This is a genomic window from Actinomadura sp. 1N219, from assembly GCF_044326405.1.
Lineage (GTDB): Bacteria > Actinomycetota > Actinomycetes > Streptosporangiales > Streptosporangiaceae > Spirillospora.
Window position 1 is genome coordinate 1 of the sequence record NZ_JBIRAY010000013.1, and the last position, 15,923, is coordinate 15,923.

Here is a 15,923-nt window from a genome sequence, read left to right on the forward strand (position 1 = left end):
CATTGTGCGCCGCGTGCCCCCGCCGCACTGACCGGGGCCCCAGCGACATCCAGGCCCGACGGAACGGGCGCTCGCTGCCGTTCCTCGACCTTTGCGCCCCGCCGTGTCCGAAATTCGGGGCGACACGCGCGACCGGTGCGGTCCGGCCCCATGCCAGGCCGCACATATTGCCTCCCGTCTCGCACTTAATTGCGATTTCGGCCATTAATGCCGGTCGTCGAGCACGGAGTCATGCATTTGCCGTGCCCAATTTCGAAGACCTGTCGGCTCCTCAAGTTGGCAGGCATTGCACTGTTTCTCTGCGCCGCCCGCGCCTACCTTCATCGGTGTTCGAGAATCCGACCACGATTGGCGGTGTTCGAGATGAGTCAGATCACCCCGAGGGAATGGACGGGCAGGTGGGAGGCGATTGTCCAGGCTCCGACCCTGACCAAACTGTATTGGCTGCTGCGGATCGGAGTGGCCGTGGAATACGTGGGCCACGGGTGGGCGGGACTGAGCCGCTCGCGGGCCTGGCTGCCCTACTACGACATGTTCGGCATCTCCGCCGACTTCGCCCTCGACTACATGTTCTTCATCACCGGCTCCATCGACATCACCGTGGGACTGCTCGTCCTGGTGTGGCCTGCCCGGATCCTGCTGCTGCACGCCACCGTGTGGGGAGTGTTCACCGCGCTGCTGCGCCCCGCCGTCGGCGAAGGCTGGTGGGAGTTCCTGGAGCGTGGCGGCAACTACGGAATGCCGGCGGCCATGCTGATCCTCGTCGGACTGGGAGGCTGGTCGGTGCGCGGCTGGCTCCGGCGTGCCGACGCGCCGACCGCCGTCTCCGACCGCTCCCTCATCGCCGCGCACTGGGCCGCCCGCGGCGGCCTGGCCCTGCTCCTCATCGGCCACGGCGGATTCGGCGCTTTCGAGGACAAGCCCTACTGGTACGACTTCTTCGACTTCTTCGGCATAACCCGTTCCACGGTCGAGTCCGCCGATCTCATGGTGGTGTTCGGGACTTTCGAGATCTTGCTCGGCCTGGCCATACTCATCAAACCGTGGCGGGCGCTGCTGCTCTTCGCGCTGGCCTGGAAACTCGGCACCGAACTGCTGCGGCCCCTCGTCGGGCAAGAATGGTTCCAATTCGTGGAACGCGACGGCGACTACGTCCTGCCGATCGCCCTGATCCTCATGGCCGGCCTTTACACCAGAGCTCTCCACCAGCGCACACCCGAGGCCCCGGCGATGCCCTCCGCCCCGACACGTGCCCCCGCAAAGTAATCCCGCCTCCAAACGCTCACCCGCTCTCTCAGTGATCAATTCTCCCGGCCGACCGGCAGGGCACGATCCCAGAGTGCTCACCTGCCGGATGGCCATCAACCCAGGAGTCTGCCCGACGGCCTACTCCCAGAACTGATGTGGAACCCCCGATGTCTCACCACAGCCCTGCATCGAAAATCCGTGCCGCCTCGCTCGCACTCTTGGCCGGTACCGCGCTCCTCACGGCCGTGCCCCTGCCCGGCCCCGCCGCCCACGCCGACCATCCCGCCGGTCACGGTGCCCCGGCGGGCCGCCCGTCCTACAAACCCGTCGTGCTGGCCACCATCAACGTCGGCCTCAACCCCCGCGCGGTGGCGTTCGCTCCCGACCACGAGACCGCCTACGTCGCCAACGCCGGTTCCAACACCGTCTCGGTCATCGACGTGGAGACCCGGAAGGCGGTCGCCGCCATCGAGGTCGGCAAGTTCCCCTACGGCGTCGCGTTCGTGCGCGATGGTGACTTCGTCTACATTCCCAACCGCGACTCCGACGACCTGTCGGTGATCGACACCCACACCCGGAAGGTCGTCAAGACCGTCACCGTCGGCGACGCCCCCCGCTGGGTCGAAATCGCTCCCGACGGCCGCCACGCCTACGTCAGCAGCACCGGATCCGGCGTCGTCACCGTCATCGACACCGCCACCCACGCCGTCACCGGCAACATCCCCGTCGGCCTGTCCCCGCGCGGCATCGCCTTCACTCCCGACGGCCGCACCGCCTACTCCGCCAACTCCGACTCCGACAACGTCGCGGTCATCGACACCCGCAGCCAGAAGGTGGCCGCGACCATCACCGTCGGCGACGAACCCCGCGGCGCCTTCGTCACCCCCGACGGCCGGACCCTCTACATCTCCAACACCATCGGCGGGACCGTCTCGGTCATCAACACCCGCACTCGCACCGTCACCGACACCATCACCGTCGGCGCCAACCCCCGCGGCCTCAACCTCTACCGCGGCGGCCGCATCGCCTACGTCGCCAACTCCGGCTCCGACACCGTCAGCATCTTCGACACCCGCACCCACCGGGTCCTCGGCGACGTCGCCGTCGGCGACGACCCCCGCTGGACCGCCGCAGGACCCGACGGCGACTACCTCTACGTCACCAATACCGGCTCCCACACCGTCTCGGTCGTCACCGTGGCCCGCTGACCGTCCCACTCCGCCTTGGTGAAGCCACCCTGAACGGCTCCCTGGAGCATGTCCGGAAGGTGGCGCCCGAACTGAAGGTGCGGGCGGTGCTCAGGCGTGGGCCGGCGGCCGCCGGCCTGATCGAGGCGAGCGGGACCGCGGATCTGATCGTGCTGGTCCGCGTGGGCTCGGCGGATTCGTCGGGCTGCTGCTCGGTTCGGTGGGTGCGCAGGTGATGGGCGTCGTCAGCGGACCCGCCGCGGCGGGTCCGCGACCCAGGAAGGCAGCTGAAGAGGCTCTAGCCCGCCACCGGGCACCCTCGGAGTCGGGCGGTGAGCTCGTCACGTGAGCAGGTGGCTCAACTACTGGCTGGCCATCCGAACCGGTGTAGCTTCCACCATCAGCGGATACGCGAGCCGCCCAGTCCATTACTTTCCGTGTTCAATAAAATTCATTGGGTAGTGCACCGGTGGACGCCCAACCTCCGTGGAAGGTGTACTCCTATGCGCAACCTGCTCGCCAAACACGCTTCCGCATCGCCTACCGGTCTCCACCGCACCTTGCGGAAGCTCCTCGTTGGCAGCGCGCTGAGCACAACGGCGCTGCTGGCCACGCTCACTCCAGGCATACCAGCTCACGCTTCCAGCACCGCTTCTTCCTCGGCGCCCCGCAGCACCCCGGCTGACAAGGTTCCCGCCATCGCGACGCCCGTGACCAGCCGGGACGACAAGTGGGAGAGCAAGGGGGTCTACCCTTCCCAAGACGAGTGCGTGGAGGCGGCGTGGGACTGGCGCATGCGGGGCTACGACACCATTTGCGCGTGGCACCCGCCTTTGCACCCCGACGCCATGGAACTGCTCGTGTGGAAACCCAAGTAAGTTCCGGTAGTTGCGTGAAGCCGACCCGGCTAAGACTGCTCGGAGTGAGGCGCTGGCTCGTCCCCACCACCCGCGTCCCTTGGTGTCCCAGATCCCGGTAGCCGCCCGGCGTTCCTGTGGCGACGTACCGCCTCCTAGGGAGTGGAACAGGTGTACCGGCCTGCCTCTGCCGAGGTCGGTGCGGGACGGCGGATCGGAGTCGGTTCGGCCCCGGGCGGGGAGCGCCACCCAGCAGTGCCAACACGCCCTGCAAGCCGGCACCCAACCCGTCGCCGTCGCCGAGCGCGCCTCCCAGCAGGCCCGCGACCGGCTCCGCGAATCCGAGCAGACCACCGCCCAGGTCGTCGCACTCACCGACCAACTGCGCAAGCTCACCCGCGACCACGCCAACGGCATTCGCCCCGGCCGCCACCCCGCACCACCAAGACCCCGCCAGATCGCTCCCCGGCGAGGTCTTGGCATGCCCTACGCCCGGGCCCGCGGCCGCCCCTGCAAGAGGTCGTCGTAGGCGGCGACGAAGGTGCGGGACGGTCATCGGTGGGCAGCTCGGCCAGGTGCGCCTGCAGGTCGGCTTGGGCGGCGGTATCGGCGTTGGGCGGCGCGGCGGTCGCCGACAAGCAGGACGGGCGCGAGTTGCTCCCAGGTGGCGCCAGCGGCCCTGGCGACGGGGATGACGTCGGGCTCCAGCTCGGTCAGCCAGTCGTGCAGCGCGTGGATCAGGGTGAGCGCGGCCAGGGCTTGGTCCTGGCTGAGGTCATCGTGGTTCGGGCGGTGCTCGGTGTACTGGCTGAGCGAGGCCGGGAACGAGGCCATGTAGTGCCATCTGCCCGGCGGTTGTGACCGCTGGCCCTGATCTCGCAGGAAATGCAGGGCGTCGTAGGAGTCGGTCAGGTCGTAGGCGGGCTCCATCGAGGCGGGCTCCGTGGACCTGGAGGGCGCGAACCTGTGGCCCGCGAACCTGATGGACGCGGACTTGCGGGGCGCGGTCCTGGCGGCCGCGCTCCTGATGGACGCGGACTTGCAGGATGCGAACCTGTGGCGCGAACCTGAAGGGCGCGCACCTGGCGCACGCGAACCTGAACCGCGCGGTCCTGGTGGGCGCGGACCTGTGGCGCGCGGACCCGGTGGGCGCGGACGGCCTCGCCAGTGGGGCCAGGTCAAGACGTCCTGCCGGGGGCCATGTGCGAACGCCATAGCCACGTGGTGGTCGTGGTGGATGGTGTGGGGGTGGGTGGCCAGGTGCGCCGCGCAGGAGGTCAGCGTGAGCGGCAGCCGGCCGCGGTGGGCGATCAGGGCGCGGGCGGCGTCCGGGGCGGCCGGGGTGCGGTCGGTGCCGGCCATGGCGTCCAGCAGGTGCAGGGCGCCGGTCTCGTCCAGCGGCTGCAGATTCAGGTGGTGGGCTCCCTCGACTCGCAGGCCGGGCAGGGTCCGGCGGGTGGTGACCACGACCAGGCAGCGGCCCGCGCCGGGCAGTAGCGGCCGGGACTTGGGCGGCGGAGGCGGCGTTGTCGAGCAGGATGATCAGCCGCGGGGCGGCAGTGACTGATCGAAACAGGTGCTCTGCTCGTCGACCGTGAGGGGGAGGTGGTCGGGTTCGATGCCCAGGCGCGCAGGAACCGTTCCAGGACCTCGCCGGGAGGCGCCGGGCGAGCGCCGGAGAACCAGCGTAGGTCGGTGAACAGTTGACCGTCGCGGTGCCGGGGGCGGAGCCGGTGCAACCATCGCAGTGCCAGCGCGGTTTCGCCGATGTCTCCGGTACCGGTGATGACCATCAGGGTCGGCGAGTCGTGGTGGTCGGTGCTGGGGTCTGGCGGTTGTCGGAATGGGCGCCTGGTCGGGTGTATCGGTCCAACAGGTCCAGCTCATCGGTGCGATCGGCCCGGCAGGCGGGCGCTGCGCGCAGCTGGGCCGGGACGGGCATCGTGGCCGGATACGGGGCGGGCGTAGTGAGGCTCACGCCGCCGTGGACCGTGCCGGCTTGTAGTACGGCGTGGACGTCGCCGGTGAAGTCGTTGTGAGGCCCTGGTCTGGTCATCGCGACTCACCCGGGCGGCATGTTCGCGGGGAGAGCAGAACCGGCGGTTTCGCGGTAGCGGACGCCCGTGCTGGCGTGGTGCGGCCACTAGCTCCGTCCATGCTCGCCGCTGGGCTTGGCCGCTCGCTCCTGCCGTTGCGCGTTGATCGCCGTGCCCACAGCATCATCAGCAGGTCCTGTGCATTACCGCACCAACGTCACCCGATATTGATCGGCGGATTCAAGGTCAGCCTGCCGTGCTTCCTCGGCAAGACATTTCGTTGATCTCTTCCAAGGTGGGTTGTGCCTCGAGGAAGTCCCGGGTCAGGGGGAGGCGTTCGCTGAAGTGCTTCCGCCAATCGTTGCTGCCGACATAGTTGTGCAAGGCTGTTCGGAGGCGTTGGCAGGTATCGTGATTGCCTTTGGCTATCGCGAAACCCGTGGAGGTGCGAGGGCCGAACCTGATCCCGTCGACAAGTTTGGTATCCTGCCGATCTGCCAGCTGCATGCCGGCGAGCGTCAACCGGTCTCCGACGATCGCGTTCACTTTGCTCGCCAATAGGCCGGTACGGCAGTCACCAAAATCCTTTTCCAGGACGATCCGCGCCCCCTTTTCGACCTTCGTCAAATCATCGATCGACGTCGAGCCGGCAATCATGCATACGGTCCGTCGGGAAAGGTCCGATATTTTTTCTATATGTGTATCATCGCTGCGAACCAACACACCCAGTCGCGAGGACGCGAGCGGTCCGATAAAGTCGACTTGCTGTTCTCTAAATGAAGTTATGCCCAGCGTGCCTGCAATGTGGACCTGCTGACTCCTCAGTGAGTTTATCGCATCCTCTCGCGCGACTCTCCTGAGCGTGATAACACCGTTGAAGTCGGTACGATTGAGCAATCCCATGATGACGTCAGCGTTGTAGCTTGAATCCGCTTCGTGACTCCGATCTCCTGCGCCGTCTTGCCAGACTCCCGCCACTACTTGCGTGGTATCGAGGAATGAGTCCGGCGCTTGGGGTACGTGGGTGCTGCCCTGGAGTAGTGCGAGCGGCAACATCGCGAGCACGGCACGGCCGGTCTTCGCCTTGGCGCTCGGCGGCTTCTTGCGGGGCCGGGAAGCGGTGGCGGCAGGTAGGGGCGGGAGTGGGGGTTGGATTGGCCCCCGCGTCACGGTGAGGTTTCCGGCGGCGCCGACAGAGCGGCGTTGCGGGCGCGGGAGGCCTCGGCCGGCCAGCTCTTGGTCAATGTGGTGGTGGATCTGATCCAGGGTGAGCGGGCCGGGTATTCGTAGCGCGTCCAGCAACGCTCCGGTGAAGGCGGTGTTGCGGGCACCGAGTGGGGCGTGAGAGAGGGAGGTGGCAGGCGTGGACGTCAGGGTATAGGTGCCCGTCAGGTCAAGCTGCCCCAGGGCGAGGCTTTTCCGCCTACTCATGACCGTGACGGCTTGGCCGGAGAAGCAGCAGTCCAGTAGGAGCACGCGGGCTTTGGCGCGAGCGCTGCCGACCATGCGTTTGACAAGGTCGACGTGGATGGCGGAAAAGCCAACGTGCTCGGCGTCCGTGCCGGTCAGAGCGAAGTGCAGCACTCCGGTGTCGTCGAGGACCCCGTGGCCGCAGTAGTAGACCAGCAGCAGATCTTCCGCCTCGCGGACAGCGGTGGTCAAGGCCACGCCGACAGCTGCCTGGTCCGCGGGATCGGCCAATACCTGGCAATGCTCGGCGGCGAGGAGGCCATGTACGGGATGCGTCAGCACTTGGCGCAGGTCTTCCAGATTCGCGCGCACAGCCGGAATGTCAGGCAACTCCGGGTCGCGGAAGGCACCTGCCCCGATGAGCACCGCCCGGCTGCCCTTACCATCCAGGAGCGGTTTATGACTCACTATGCCGCTCGCCGGCCGCCGGGAACTGTTCCGCCACCTCGCGCAGCACCGCCGCCGGGTCCGCGGCACGACGGACGTCCACCTCGATACGCCGCCCGTCATCAGCGCTGACGGTGACCTTGACGTCGGCACCGCGGGAGGTGAGCCAGGTGCACACCGATTGGATCAGCACCACCACTGCGCCACCGGAGCCCACCGCCACCGTCAGCAACTCCACCGACGCGCCCATCTCTCCCGGCTTTGGCGCCCGCCGCTGAGGTCGTACCCGCCCTCGCAGTTCATCCTCCAAACCAAGCCAGTCGCACAACCCCACATAGTGAGTCGCGGCCTCCGCACCCTCGACAACTACCTGCAGGTCCGCTGCATCAGACATCTCAGACACGAGGTGACGTCCCTAAAATTGCGGTGATTGGGGATCAATCATGCTAGCGGCCCGGACGTGCCCGAGCCCGATCATCTCGCTAACAGGACGTCCCGCAGCCTCAACTGAATCACGCTGGCCCAGCTCGTTCCGCCCGCCCGTTCTTGCACCCGCGTTTGGTGTCTTACCTGCTGATCGGCGGCGACAGGTTCGCTAACCAGCGGTCGTGATCGCCCTGTGCTCGTGCCGCTTGGCCGGCCGATCGCATACGCACCGAGTTGGTATGGCTTGCGTGTACGGCAGGTGGCAGCGCGTCCCTTTATCTGAGCCCGAATCCACCGCGTGAATTCGGTTGGTTGGTTTCTGGTCCAATCTCTTGCCCGGGGGGCGGTTTCTGCTGGTGGGTGGCGGGTTTGGGGTATGCGAGGCCTGCCGTGCACGGTTCGCGGCCTGTCCACCGGCGCCTGCGGTCTGTCCATCGGCGCCCGCGGCCATCCCCGCCACGATCGAGCAGACCTTCGCCGCGTCATTGGCCCCACACCGCTCACGGTCCCGGACGTGCTCGATGACCAGGCCCGGCAGGCCACAGCGCTCGGCCAGCTGCATCACCGGCACCAGACCGCCATAAGCGATGACGTGCTCGTCGTCGAACACCGAATGCGTCTTGCTGGCAACGTGAGACAATCGCACTAACGAGGTGCCCACCCGAACCGGGTCCATGGAAGCGTGAAGAACTCCCATCTTCCCAATTCAGAGGGCACCTCTCTGCATTACCGCACCATCGTCACCCGATATTGATCGGTGGATTCAGGCTCAGCCAGTCGTAGGGCGACTGCCGCGAAGCGTGCATGTATGCGATGCCTAGACTGGGAGCGAGGTCGTGGCGATGTCGGAACGCGCTGGCCAGGCTGGAGTCTCTGCGCGCGGGCTTTTCGTTGGTCAGGAGCCGGAGATGAAACTAGGCCAGACCAGGGGGCAGCCCCACCGCCGGGGACGGGCGGCCAGTGCCTCGCCCTTTCGTGCTGGTCTGCGGCGGGCTTTTCTCGGCCATAGGTCTGGGAGCGGATAATCGAAGTCTGGAGCAGCACGGCCCTGGTCGCTGGCGGGCGTCCGGCCCAGCCGGGCAGCGCGCCAAGTTGCGAGCTGTTCGGGACCTCTTGGACGGTCAGGACGAGCCCGTGCTGCGCGACCACTCGCACACGGCCAGCGTGATCACCAGGGTCGCCGCCCCGGCCATGCGCCGTGCCTTAGGGCAGATGGTCTGCCTGACCGCTGCGGTCCCTGACGTCGCCGATGGCCTTGCTGGCGCGCCGAACGGGCTATGGCGGCACCGATGACGGCGAGCAGGCCGAGCGGGCCGTCGCCTCGTGGACCGGCGCATCGTGCTCAGGTACGACGTCGCTGCAGTCCCTCCAATGCGCAGGAATGGGAATATCTCGTTTCCTGCACGGGCATTTTTCCATGTTGCGCGGGTGTGGCACTATCCACGTCCACATGGCAACGCCTCTTTCACCGCCCTCGGCGGGATCGGCTTCGTGGTGTGTCATGAAGGCTCACGACGTGTCCAGAAGAGGTCAGGGGTGGTTGCCGTGGCCGGTGGTCGTGACGGGACTCGTGGGCCGATGGTCGTAACGGTCTTGACTAACCGGCAAATGCTTGGATGGCACACCTTCGGCGGCATATCCACAATAGGGTGGGTTGTTCGCGGGAGATGCTCCCCGAGCGTGCTGAAAGGGGCCCTTATGGCGGTGGTCGTGGACGAGAGTCGTCCCGGTCGAGGCGCGATCCAGATCGAGATCGAGGATGCGACCTCGACCGATCACGGGGATCTCTATGACGGGGTGGAGACGCGGGGTCTTGCGGACAAGGCGCTCCGTGTCAGCCGGCCGGTCTTCACAGAGGCCATCGCGCTCGTCCGGCATTGCGCCGAGGAGGTCGCGGCCCAGTTCGAGACGATGTCCGAGGCCGGGCGGCCGAATGAGGTCGAGCTCCAGCTCGCTGTGAAGGTTGACGGCAAGGTGGGGGCGAAGATCGTCGAGTTGACGTCCGGAGGGCAACTCCAGGTCACGCTCCGCTGGAGGGACGACCGCGGCAATGGGGACGACCGCCCATGATCACCGAGCCTGGTGTGTCCATCCTGCCCTACAGCTATCTGGTGGGTCAGGACGCACTTCGCATGTGTTTGGAACTGACCTATGTCGAGCCCGGAATCGGCGGGTTGCTGATCACCGGTGAACGGGGGACGGCGAAGTCGACGGCGGTCCGCGCCTTCAGCCGGATGGTGTTCGGCTCATTGCCGGTCACCCTTCCCATCAATGCGACCGACGACCGGGTGCTGGGCGGGTGGCGGATCGACGCGTTGATGGCCGGTGAGACCAAGGAGCAGCCGGGGCTGCTGGAGAGGGCGAACGAGACCGGCCTGCTGTACATCGACGAAGTGAACCTTCTCGACGACCATCTGGTGAACCTCATTCTGGACGTGGCGTCGACGGGAGTCCTCAACGTCCAGCGGGAGGGCCTGGATCGTCCGGAAGTGCCGGTGGAATTCACGCTCGTGGGCACGATGAACCCCGAGGAAGGCGGATTGCGTCCGCAGCTTCTCGACCGTTTCGGGTTGCTGGTTCCCATCGTGACGGAGACCTCCCCTGCCGCTCGGCAGGAGATCGTCGAAACGGTGCTGCGATTCCAGGCGGAGAAGGCCGCGTCCGGTTCGGCCTGGCTGGACGAGGGGCGGCGGCTTGATCGGAACCGCCGGGAACTGCTGGACCTGGCCCGGGAACTGGCAAGCCGCCATGCCCTGCCCGGTGACATTGTCCGGTTGTCGGCCACGGTCGCCGCGGAGTTCCGCGTCGCCGGACACCGCGGCGACATCGTGATGGCCTTGGCGGCCAGGGCCTTCGCCGCACTGCAGGGCAGGATCACGCCTACGGTGGACGATGTGTGCGAGGTCGCTCCGTACGCGCTGGCGCATCGGCTTCCGGACGCGGCTTTCGGGGAGGCGATCGAGTGGACCGAAGAGGATCAGAAGCGGCTGGTGGACATCACACGGCGGTAGCGGCGTCCGCCCGCGTATTTCAGCGGGTGACCACGGCGCTCACCTGTGCGGCCCTCGACCCCGAACTTCGCGGTGTGCTGCTGTTCGACCTCCGGCCGGAGATCGTGGTGCCGCTCGGCCGTCGGCTCGCGGACTCGCTGGCCGATACGACGGGCAGGCCGCGCGTCGTCCATGTGGGCTCCAGCGGGAGCGAGGACGCGCTCTGGAGCAGCGTGGCACCGCAGGAAGGCCGCGGAATCCGCGTCTCACCGGGCCGGCTCGTCGGCCTGCGGCAGGGGCCTCCTCCTGTCGTCGTCGCGGCTGACCTCGCGCGGCTCGGGCTGGCCGAACGCCGCGCCGCGATAATGCTGTTAGGCGCGGAAGTCGCCCATCTGGAACGCAACGGGCTGACCCGCACATGGCCTTCGCTGAGCCGCTGGGTCGCCGCCTGCGCACGGGCGGATGCCGGACGTGTATCGCCGCATCTCCTTGACCGGTTCCCGATCCGGATCAACGCGCGCGGATTGACGGCGGAATCGGTGAACGGCGCGCCGCAGGCGAGACCGGTTTCCACCGATGGCCGCCTCGCCGGCACCCCGGCCGAGGTGATTCGTTACGTCACCACACTCACCGGTAGCACCTCACCGGGTGTTCGAAGAGAGCTGGCGCTCGCGCGACTCGCCCGCGCATTGGCGACGCTCAGGGGCCAGGGTGTCACAACGGTGGCGGACGTAGACGCCGCCGCTTCACTCATGGGTCTGTTCGAAGAAATGAATTTCACCACCGATATCGGAGCACTGGACCTAGACGGCCTTGTCGGCGGCACGTTGGAGCCGACGGCGGAACAGGGCGTCACCGTGAGGGAGGTGGCCGAGGCTGACGGGCCGGAACCGCTCCAACCCGGCGACCATGCCATTGGTGGAGAAGCCTTTACACCCTATCCCGAGGACGCCGTGGAGGTCAGAAGGGATCCCGGCTCACTCCGCCCGAGCCCTGCCAGGAAGGCGCGATCCGCGTTGGACGGTGGCTGGCCCATCGGCACCCGCGACGCCGACCATGTGGATGACATCGCCATCGTGGCGACCTTCCTCGAGGCGGCTCGCCACCAGGCCGTACGCTGCCCCGTCCACGACCGGGCCCGGCATGCGATGCACATGCGGGCGGCGGATCTCCGCTCATACCGGCGCGCGATGAGGCCTCGGAAACTCCTGACCCTTGTCCTCGATCACACGTGCCGTGCCGCCGATTGGGATTGGAGCGGCCCTCTGGCTCCGTACCTCCAATGGGCCTACTCCAGCCGCGCCACCGTTTGTGTGGTGGAAGTCGGGAGCCGCGAGGCGAGTTGCGAAGCGCGTGCCCAGAGGTTCGTCGCCGCGAACCTGCTCGATCCGCGGGTGCTGCACGCGCTCGATCGGCCACCAGGGCGGTGCACGCCACTCGCGCACGGGCTGGAGCTGGCGGCCTCGCTGCTTCGCGACCGCGTCCACCGCGGACGCCTTCCGTCGGACGACGCGCTCCTCGTCGTCGTCACCGATGGACGCGGCAACGTGCCGTTGGATGCGAGCCGGCGCGGCACCCTCCCGGACTTCACCGGCAGCGAGGGATTCCAGGACAGTCTTCGGGCCGCGCGGACCATCCGCACCATCGGGCACATCGACACTGTCGTGGTCGCCCCCGGACCGCGGCACAACACCCGTCTCACCGACCTTCTGTCGGAGGCCCTGGGGGCTCAGCTGATTCCTGACCGGGTGGAACGGCGGACATGACCGGAGCGATGAGCCGCCTCAACAAAGTACTGAGCGGGCAGAGGCTCCAATCAGGTGCGCAACGGCGCCCGCGCTCCACCGGCGCACGGCACAAGGAACTGCCGAAGACTTCGCCGCCACCGGTGTCGTTCAGCCCCGCCCTCTCCGATCTGGCGGCCAGCCTGCCGCCCGGAGTCGCACGGCTGGTCGTGACCCGGGACAGGAGCGAGGGCGCCGAGATCTTCGGGCTCGCGGGCAGCTGCTGCTGCGGCATCGAACTCCCTTACACGGCCCCGCGAACCCAGGCGCGGCCGCCGCGGCTGGCGCTCGGTTCCCTGATCAGTCCGGAGGAGGACGGTGAGTCTCCGGCCGAAACGTGGAAGCGCCTCAGATCGTGGTCCGTCCATTTGAACGAGCAGCTCCACTCTTGGCTGGCCGACGTACGCCGCGCGCACGGGGACGACACCCAGCTGGTGATACTGGACCTCACCGACTACGACCTGCCCTGGGAACTGCTATGGCTCGACCATCAGGCCCACGCGGAACTTCCAAACGGATGGCTCGGCGCCCTCGTCGACGTGACCAGGTCCACGACGGCGATCGAACGGCGTCAGCTGGACGGCACACGACGCGCTGCGAAGACATGCAGAGGCGATGTGGCCGCGTTCATCCACCACGATATGCGGGTTGACCGCGTGCTGCTCGAACAGCTCAATGCCCGAATCTGGGACACCTCGCTGGACGACCTTTTCCGGCATCTCGACCAGCCGGGGGATCCCGTCGCCTTCGTCTATATCGCCTGCCATGGCGGCTATCCTGCAGCACGGTCGGATGAAACACCCTCCGGAGCGAAAATAAAGCTTTTCGACGGGCGTTCCGAGAACGATTTCCTGACGGTGCGGGACATCGACTCGCTCACCTTCCGTCGAATATCGAACTCCGGAAGCGTGGTATTTCTCAACGCCTGCCACTCTGGTCGGCTGGCGTTCGACCCAGAATTGGACGACGCGACTCTCCGTGGCTTCGCCGAAGTCTTTCTACGTTCCGGCGCGTCCGGCTTCATCGGGACGCTCGGAGCGGTCGGCATGCAGGCCGGCCACGAGGCGGCGCGCCGGCTCATCTCCCAGATCATGCGGGACGGTCACGTGCCGATCGCAAGGGCACTGCGGGACTACCGCCGCCAGATCGCCAACGCCACGCCGGCGCCGTCTCGCGGGACCGACAACGCTGCCGCCCGCCAACTGTTCCCGCTGTTCCACGCCTTCATGTACGTCTACTACGGCGCCCCGGAGACCGCTCTTGAACTACAACCGCGGAAGGTCGAGGGGGCATGAGCGAGAACCTTGTCAATTTGCAGCCCTTGATCGGCTGGCCGAATCACATGCGTCGCGGAGAGGAACATCTCGTCACCGTCGATTTCCGGCTCCGGCAAGAAAGCGGAGCATGGCCCTACGAGGCCGAGGAGATCCCGCTCACCTGCGTCCTCGACGGCGGAACCTCGTTCCGCGTGGAGTCGGTGGACGACAACACCGTCATCGTTCACTGATTCGGCGGCACTTACAGCCCGACGCGATTCATCGTCACCGCGAAGCCCTCGGCCGACCCAGGCAGACACCACCTAGCGCTCACCGTTCTCAGCCAGGGCGGAGCGGTGCTGCGTTCCGATGAACTGCGTGTAGTCGTCTCTGGCGAGGAGGAACCGAGCCCACCCAAACGACAGCCCGCTGAAGTACCCCAAACGATAAGGCAACCTCCACAGGGAACCGGGACGGCGAGAGGGAGACAACTGCCTGAAGAAAGGCGCCCCTTCTTCTACCTGAGTTATGCCAGGTCGCGCTACCGTCCCGAGGACTCCGACCGCTGGGTGGCGAAGTTCTTCAACGATCTTTGTCATGACATCGGCCAGGCTACGGGCACGTTGAATCCCGGGTTTATGGACAGGCAGATTCCGGTCGGCAGCGAGTGGCCCGATCAGCTCGCCGATGCGCTCGCGAACTGCCGCGTCTTCGTCGCGCTGTTCTCCCCGTCCTACTTCACCAGCGAGTACTGCGGCAAGGAATGGGCGGCGTTCCTGAAGCGGTACCACGCGCATACCGCCGGGCTCGATCGTCCGCCCGCGATCATTCCGGTGTGGTGGACGAAGATGGACATCAGCGAGATCCCCGAGCCGCTCCACAGCATGCAGAACGTTCCACCGGAATTCCCGTCCGCGTACGCGCTGGAGGGCATCTACAGGATCATGAAGCTGGGCCGTTTCCGCGAGCAGTACAAGGAGACGATCCTGCGGCTCGCCACGGTCATCAAGGATCGAGCCGCGGCGTGCGACCTCGATTCGGCCCCCATCCCCCGTTTGTCAACGCTGCGGAGCCCGTTCTCCGAGACCTCGACGGGATCACGGCGACCCCCCATCCGGCTCATCCTGGCCGCGCAGACAATCGATGGCCTGAGGCCCGAACGCGACGCCTACTACTACGGCCGGACGACCCGAGAGTGGCTGCCGTTTCGTGGCGAGGACCATACCCTCCCCATCGGCACGTTTGCCGAGCGTGTGCTTAGTGAACTCGGGCACCAAGTGCTCATCGAGACCATCGACGAGCCTCCGCGGGAACCGATCGACGGGCCCCGCGTGCTGGTGGTCGACCCGTGGGCCGTCAAGGACAAGGACATCGGCGAACTGCTCCGGCAGATCGACCGCGACGCCGTCCACCTCCTGGCACCGTTCAACGAAGAGGACCCACAGACGAGTGAGGCCGCCGACTCTCTCAGCGAGGATCTGAGGGAAGCCCTGCCGATCGGAACCGCACTGGCGGGATCGGCCGCCCGGGTCACGTCCCTGGACGCTTTCCGGGACGCGCTGGCCACCGCCGTCAACGATGCGCTCAGTCGCTACCTCAGGAGCACGGAAGAGCCGTCTGTCGGCAAGCCGCCAAGCCATGCCCCATCAAATTATGAAGCTCCGAAGAGGTAGCGACCGCAGCGGAAACAACGTGCGGAGCCTCTCGGCGCTATCAGCAACAGGATTGGCGACGAGCCCTGGGAGCGCCGGAATTCGGAGCATGGGTGATGTCCCATGTGCGGCAGCTCGTTCGTCGTAGGGGTGAGAGTCCAATGCCCTGGAGGTTGCGATGCGGTACGCCCTGTTGATCTACGTCGAACCCGGCTCCCATGACGGGTTGTCCGATGCGGACCCTGACGTGGTCAACGCCGACTATCGTGTGGATTTGTCGGTGAGTAGTGGATCTGGCTCAAATTCCGTGAAGTGGTGACAGTTCGTGAGGGTCACTCGGTGGCGGAGGTGTGGGCGGTGAGGACGCGGGCCATGCTGGTGTCGCCTTCGGCGATGGCCGCGGCGTTGCCGTAGGCGCGGGTCTCGGCCTCGTAGATCTCGTGGTCCTTAGGGTGTTGCTAGCGGACACAGAAAAGTGCAGGTAGGCGGACTGGTGGGTGCTGTTCGACGGAGACGGTTGGTGTCGTGGGGCGGACCGCCGATTGCAGCCTGGTGGACAGATCGATTGCCAGTAGGTGGCCAGCAGGTGCTGGCAGGCGGACAGGAGAAGTGCCGGCCGGTGATCAGGGT

Annotated in this window: 16 protein-coding genes and 1 pseudogene; 13 read left to right on the forward strand and 4 right to left on the reverse strand. The window is 66.8% G+C overall.

Features of this window, described 5'->3' with window-relative positions:
• The first annotated feature begins 363 nt into the window (after window positions 1-363).
• From ACH35V_RS32385 to ACH35V_RS32400, 4 genes are all read left to right on the forward strand, one after another.
• A complete protein-coding gene (locus ACH35V_RS32385; protein ID WP_395978302.1) occupies window positions 364-1,266 on the forward strand; it encodes a hypothetical protein in 903 nt (300 codons plus the stop codon).
• Between the two features lie 200 nt (window positions 1,267-1,466).
• The gene (locus tag ACH35V_RS32390; protein WP_395978304.1) at window positions 1,467-2,456 is read left to right on the forward strand and encodes a beta-propeller fold lactonase family protein; all 990 of its coding nucleotides are present in this window, start codon (window positions 1,467-1,469) and stop codon (window positions 2,454-2,456) included.
• Window positions 2,457-2,938: 482 nt separating this feature from the next.
• Window positions 2,939-3,313 (forward strand): hypothetical protein, encoded by a 375-nt coding sequence (locus ACH35V_RS32395; protein WP_395978306.1) that lies wholly within the window; start codon window positions 2,939-2,941, stop codon window positions 3,311-3,313.
• A 178-nt stretch (window positions 3,314-3,491) separates the two neighbouring features.
• Complete coding sequence (locus ACH35V_RS32400; RefSeq protein WP_395978308.1) at window positions 3,492-3,821, forward strand: hypothetical protein; 330 nt, start codon at window positions 3,492-3,494, stop codon at window positions 3,819-3,821.
• A gap of 23 nt (window positions 3,822-3,844) precedes the next feature.
• On the opposite strand, the gene ACH35V_RS32405 is transcribed toward ACH35V_RS32400, so the two are convergent.
• Window positions 3,845-4,222 carry a hypothetical protein gene (locus tag ACH35V_RS32405; RefSeq protein ID WP_395978310.1) on the reverse strand — a complete coding sequence of 126 codons (378 nt, stop codon included), beginning with the start codon at window positions 4,220-4,222 and terminating at the stop codon, window positions 3,845-3,847.
• Window positions 4,223-4,274: 52 nt separating this feature from the next.
• Between ACH35V_RS32405 and ACH35V_RS32410 the strand changes: the two are divergent.
• The 3 genes and pseudogenes from ACH35V_RS32410 to ACH35V_RS32420 form a co-directional block, all read left to right on the forward strand.
• A pseudogene (locus ACH35V_RS32410) lies at window positions 4,275-4,340 on the forward strand (hypothetical protein); the annotation flags it as partial.
• On the forward strand, window positions 4,339-4,509 hold the full coding sequence (locus ACH35V_RS32415) for a pentapeptide repeat-containing protein (RefSeq protein WP_395978312.1): 171 nt from the start codon (window positions 4,339-4,341) through the stop codon (window positions 4,507-4,509). The pseudogene ACH35V_RS32410 and the gene ACH35V_RS32415, both read left to right, overlap by 2 nt.
• A 31-nt stretch (window positions 4,510-4,540) precedes the next feature.
• Entirely contained in the window at window positions 4,541-4,789 is a 249-nt protein-coding gene (locus ACH35V_RS32420) for a hypothetical protein (protein WP_395978314.1), read from the forward strand.
• A gap of 785 nt (window positions 4,790-5,574) precedes the next feature.
• Here the strand turns inward: ACH35V_RS32420 and ACH35V_RS32425 are convergent.
• The 3 genes from ACH35V_RS32425 to ACH35V_RS32435 form a co-directional block, all read right to left on the reverse strand.
• Window positions 5,575-7,164 (reverse strand): caspase family protein, encoded by a 1,590-nt coding sequence (locus ACH35V_RS32425; RefSeq protein WP_395978316.1) that lies wholly within the window; start codon window positions 7,162-7,164, stop codon window positions 5,575-5,577.
• A gap of 31 nt (window positions 7,165-7,195) precedes the next feature.
• Complete coding sequence (locus tag ACH35V_RS32430) at window positions 7,196-7,579, reverse strand: hypothetical protein (protein ID WP_395978317.1); 384 nt, start codon at window positions 7,577-7,579, stop codon at window positions 7,196-7,198.
• 201 nt (window positions 7,580-7,780) lie between these two features.
• Window positions 7,781-8,221 (reverse strand): hypothetical protein, encoded by a 441-nt coding sequence (locus ACH35V_RS32435; protein WP_395978319.1) that lies wholly within the window; start codon window positions 8,219-8,221, stop codon window positions 7,781-7,783.
• A 1,088-nt stretch (window positions 8,222-9,309) separates the two neighbouring features.
• On the opposite strand from ACH35V_RS32435, the gene ACH35V_RS32440 reads away from it, so the two are divergent.
• From ACH35V_RS32440 to ACH35V_RS32465, 6 genes are all read left to right on the forward strand, one after another.
• A complete protein-coding gene (locus ACH35V_RS32440) occupies window positions 9,310-9,681 on the forward strand; it encodes a CU044_2847 family protein (RefSeq protein ID WP_395978321.1) in 372 nt (123 codons plus the stop codon).
• Window positions 9,678-10,622: an AAA family ATPase gene (locus ACH35V_RS32445; RefSeq protein WP_395978323.1), complete on the forward strand. Its 945-nt coding sequence runs from the start codon at window positions 9,678-9,680 to the stop codon at window positions 10,620-10,622. Before ACH35V_RS32440 ends, ACH35V_RS32445 begins: the two co-directional genes overlap by 4 nt.
• A 26-nt stretch (window positions 10,623-10,648) precedes the next feature.
• Window positions 10,649-12,367, forward strand: coding sequence for a hypothetical protein (locus tag ACH35V_RS32450; protein WP_395978325.1), 1,719 nt, complete (start codon window positions 10,649-10,651; stop codon window positions 12,365-12,367).
• A complete protein-coding gene (locus ACH35V_RS32455; RefSeq protein ID WP_395978327.1) occupies window positions 12,364-13,680 on the forward strand; it encodes a CHAT domain-containing protein in 1,317 nt (438 codons plus the stop codon). Before ACH35V_RS32450 ends, ACH35V_RS32455 begins: the two co-directional genes overlap by 4 nt.
• The gene (locus ACH35V_RS32460; protein WP_395978329.1) at window positions 13,677-13,892 is read left to right on the forward strand and encodes a hypothetical protein; all 216 of its coding nucleotides are present in this window, start codon (window positions 13,677-13,679) and stop codon (window positions 13,890-13,892) included. Before ACH35V_RS32455 ends, ACH35V_RS32460 begins: the two co-directional genes overlap by 4 nt.
• Before the next feature lie 105 nt (window positions 13,893-13,997).
• Window positions 13,998-15,314 carry a TIR-like protein FxsC gene (locus ACH35V_RS32465; protein WP_395978331.1) on the forward strand — a complete coding sequence of 439 codons (1,317 nt, stop codon included), beginning with the start codon at window positions 13,998-14,000 and terminating at the stop codon, window positions 15,312-15,314.
• Window positions 15,315-15,923: the final 609 nt, after the last annotated feature.

Bases quoted from the DNA above. Each gene is read 5' to 3' on its own strand.
- ACH35V_RS32415 (WP_395978312.1), top strand. From the start codon at position 4,339: ATGCGAACCTGTGGCGCGAACCTGAAGGGCGCGCACCTGGCGCACGCG.
- ACH35V_RS32405 (WP_395978310.1), bottom strand. From the start codon at position 4,222: ATGGAGCCCGCCTACGACCTGACCGACTCCTACGACGCCCTGCATTTC.
- ACH35V_RS32460 (WP_395978329.1), top strand. From the start codon at position 13,677: ATGAGCGAGAACCTTGTCAATTTGCAGCCCTTGATCGGCTGGCCGAAT.
- ACH35V_RS32385 (WP_395978302.1), top strand. From the start codon at position 364: ATGAGTCAGATCACCCCGAGGGAATGGACGGGCAGGTGGGAGGCGATT.
- ACH35V_RS32440 (WP_395978321.1), top strand. From the start codon at position 9,310: ATGGCGGTGGTCGTGGACGAGAGTCGTCCCGGTCGAGGCGCGATCCAG.
- ACH35V_RS32445 (WP_395978323.1), top strand. From the start codon at position 9,678: ATGATCACCGAGCCTGGTGTGTCCATCCTGCCCTACAGCTATCTGGTG.
- ACH35V_RS32455 (WP_395978327.1), top strand. From the start codon at position 12,364: ATGACCGGAGCGATGAGCCGCCTCAACAAAGTACTGAGCGGGCAGAGG.
- ACH35V_RS32395 (WP_395978306.1), top strand. From the start codon at position 2,939: ATGCGCAACCTGCTCGCCAAACACGCTTCCGCATCGCCTACCGGTCTC.
- ACH35V_RS32430 (WP_395978317.1), bottom strand. From the start codon at position 7,579: ATGTCTGATGCAGCGGACCTGCAGGTAGTTGTCGAGGGTGCGGAGGCC.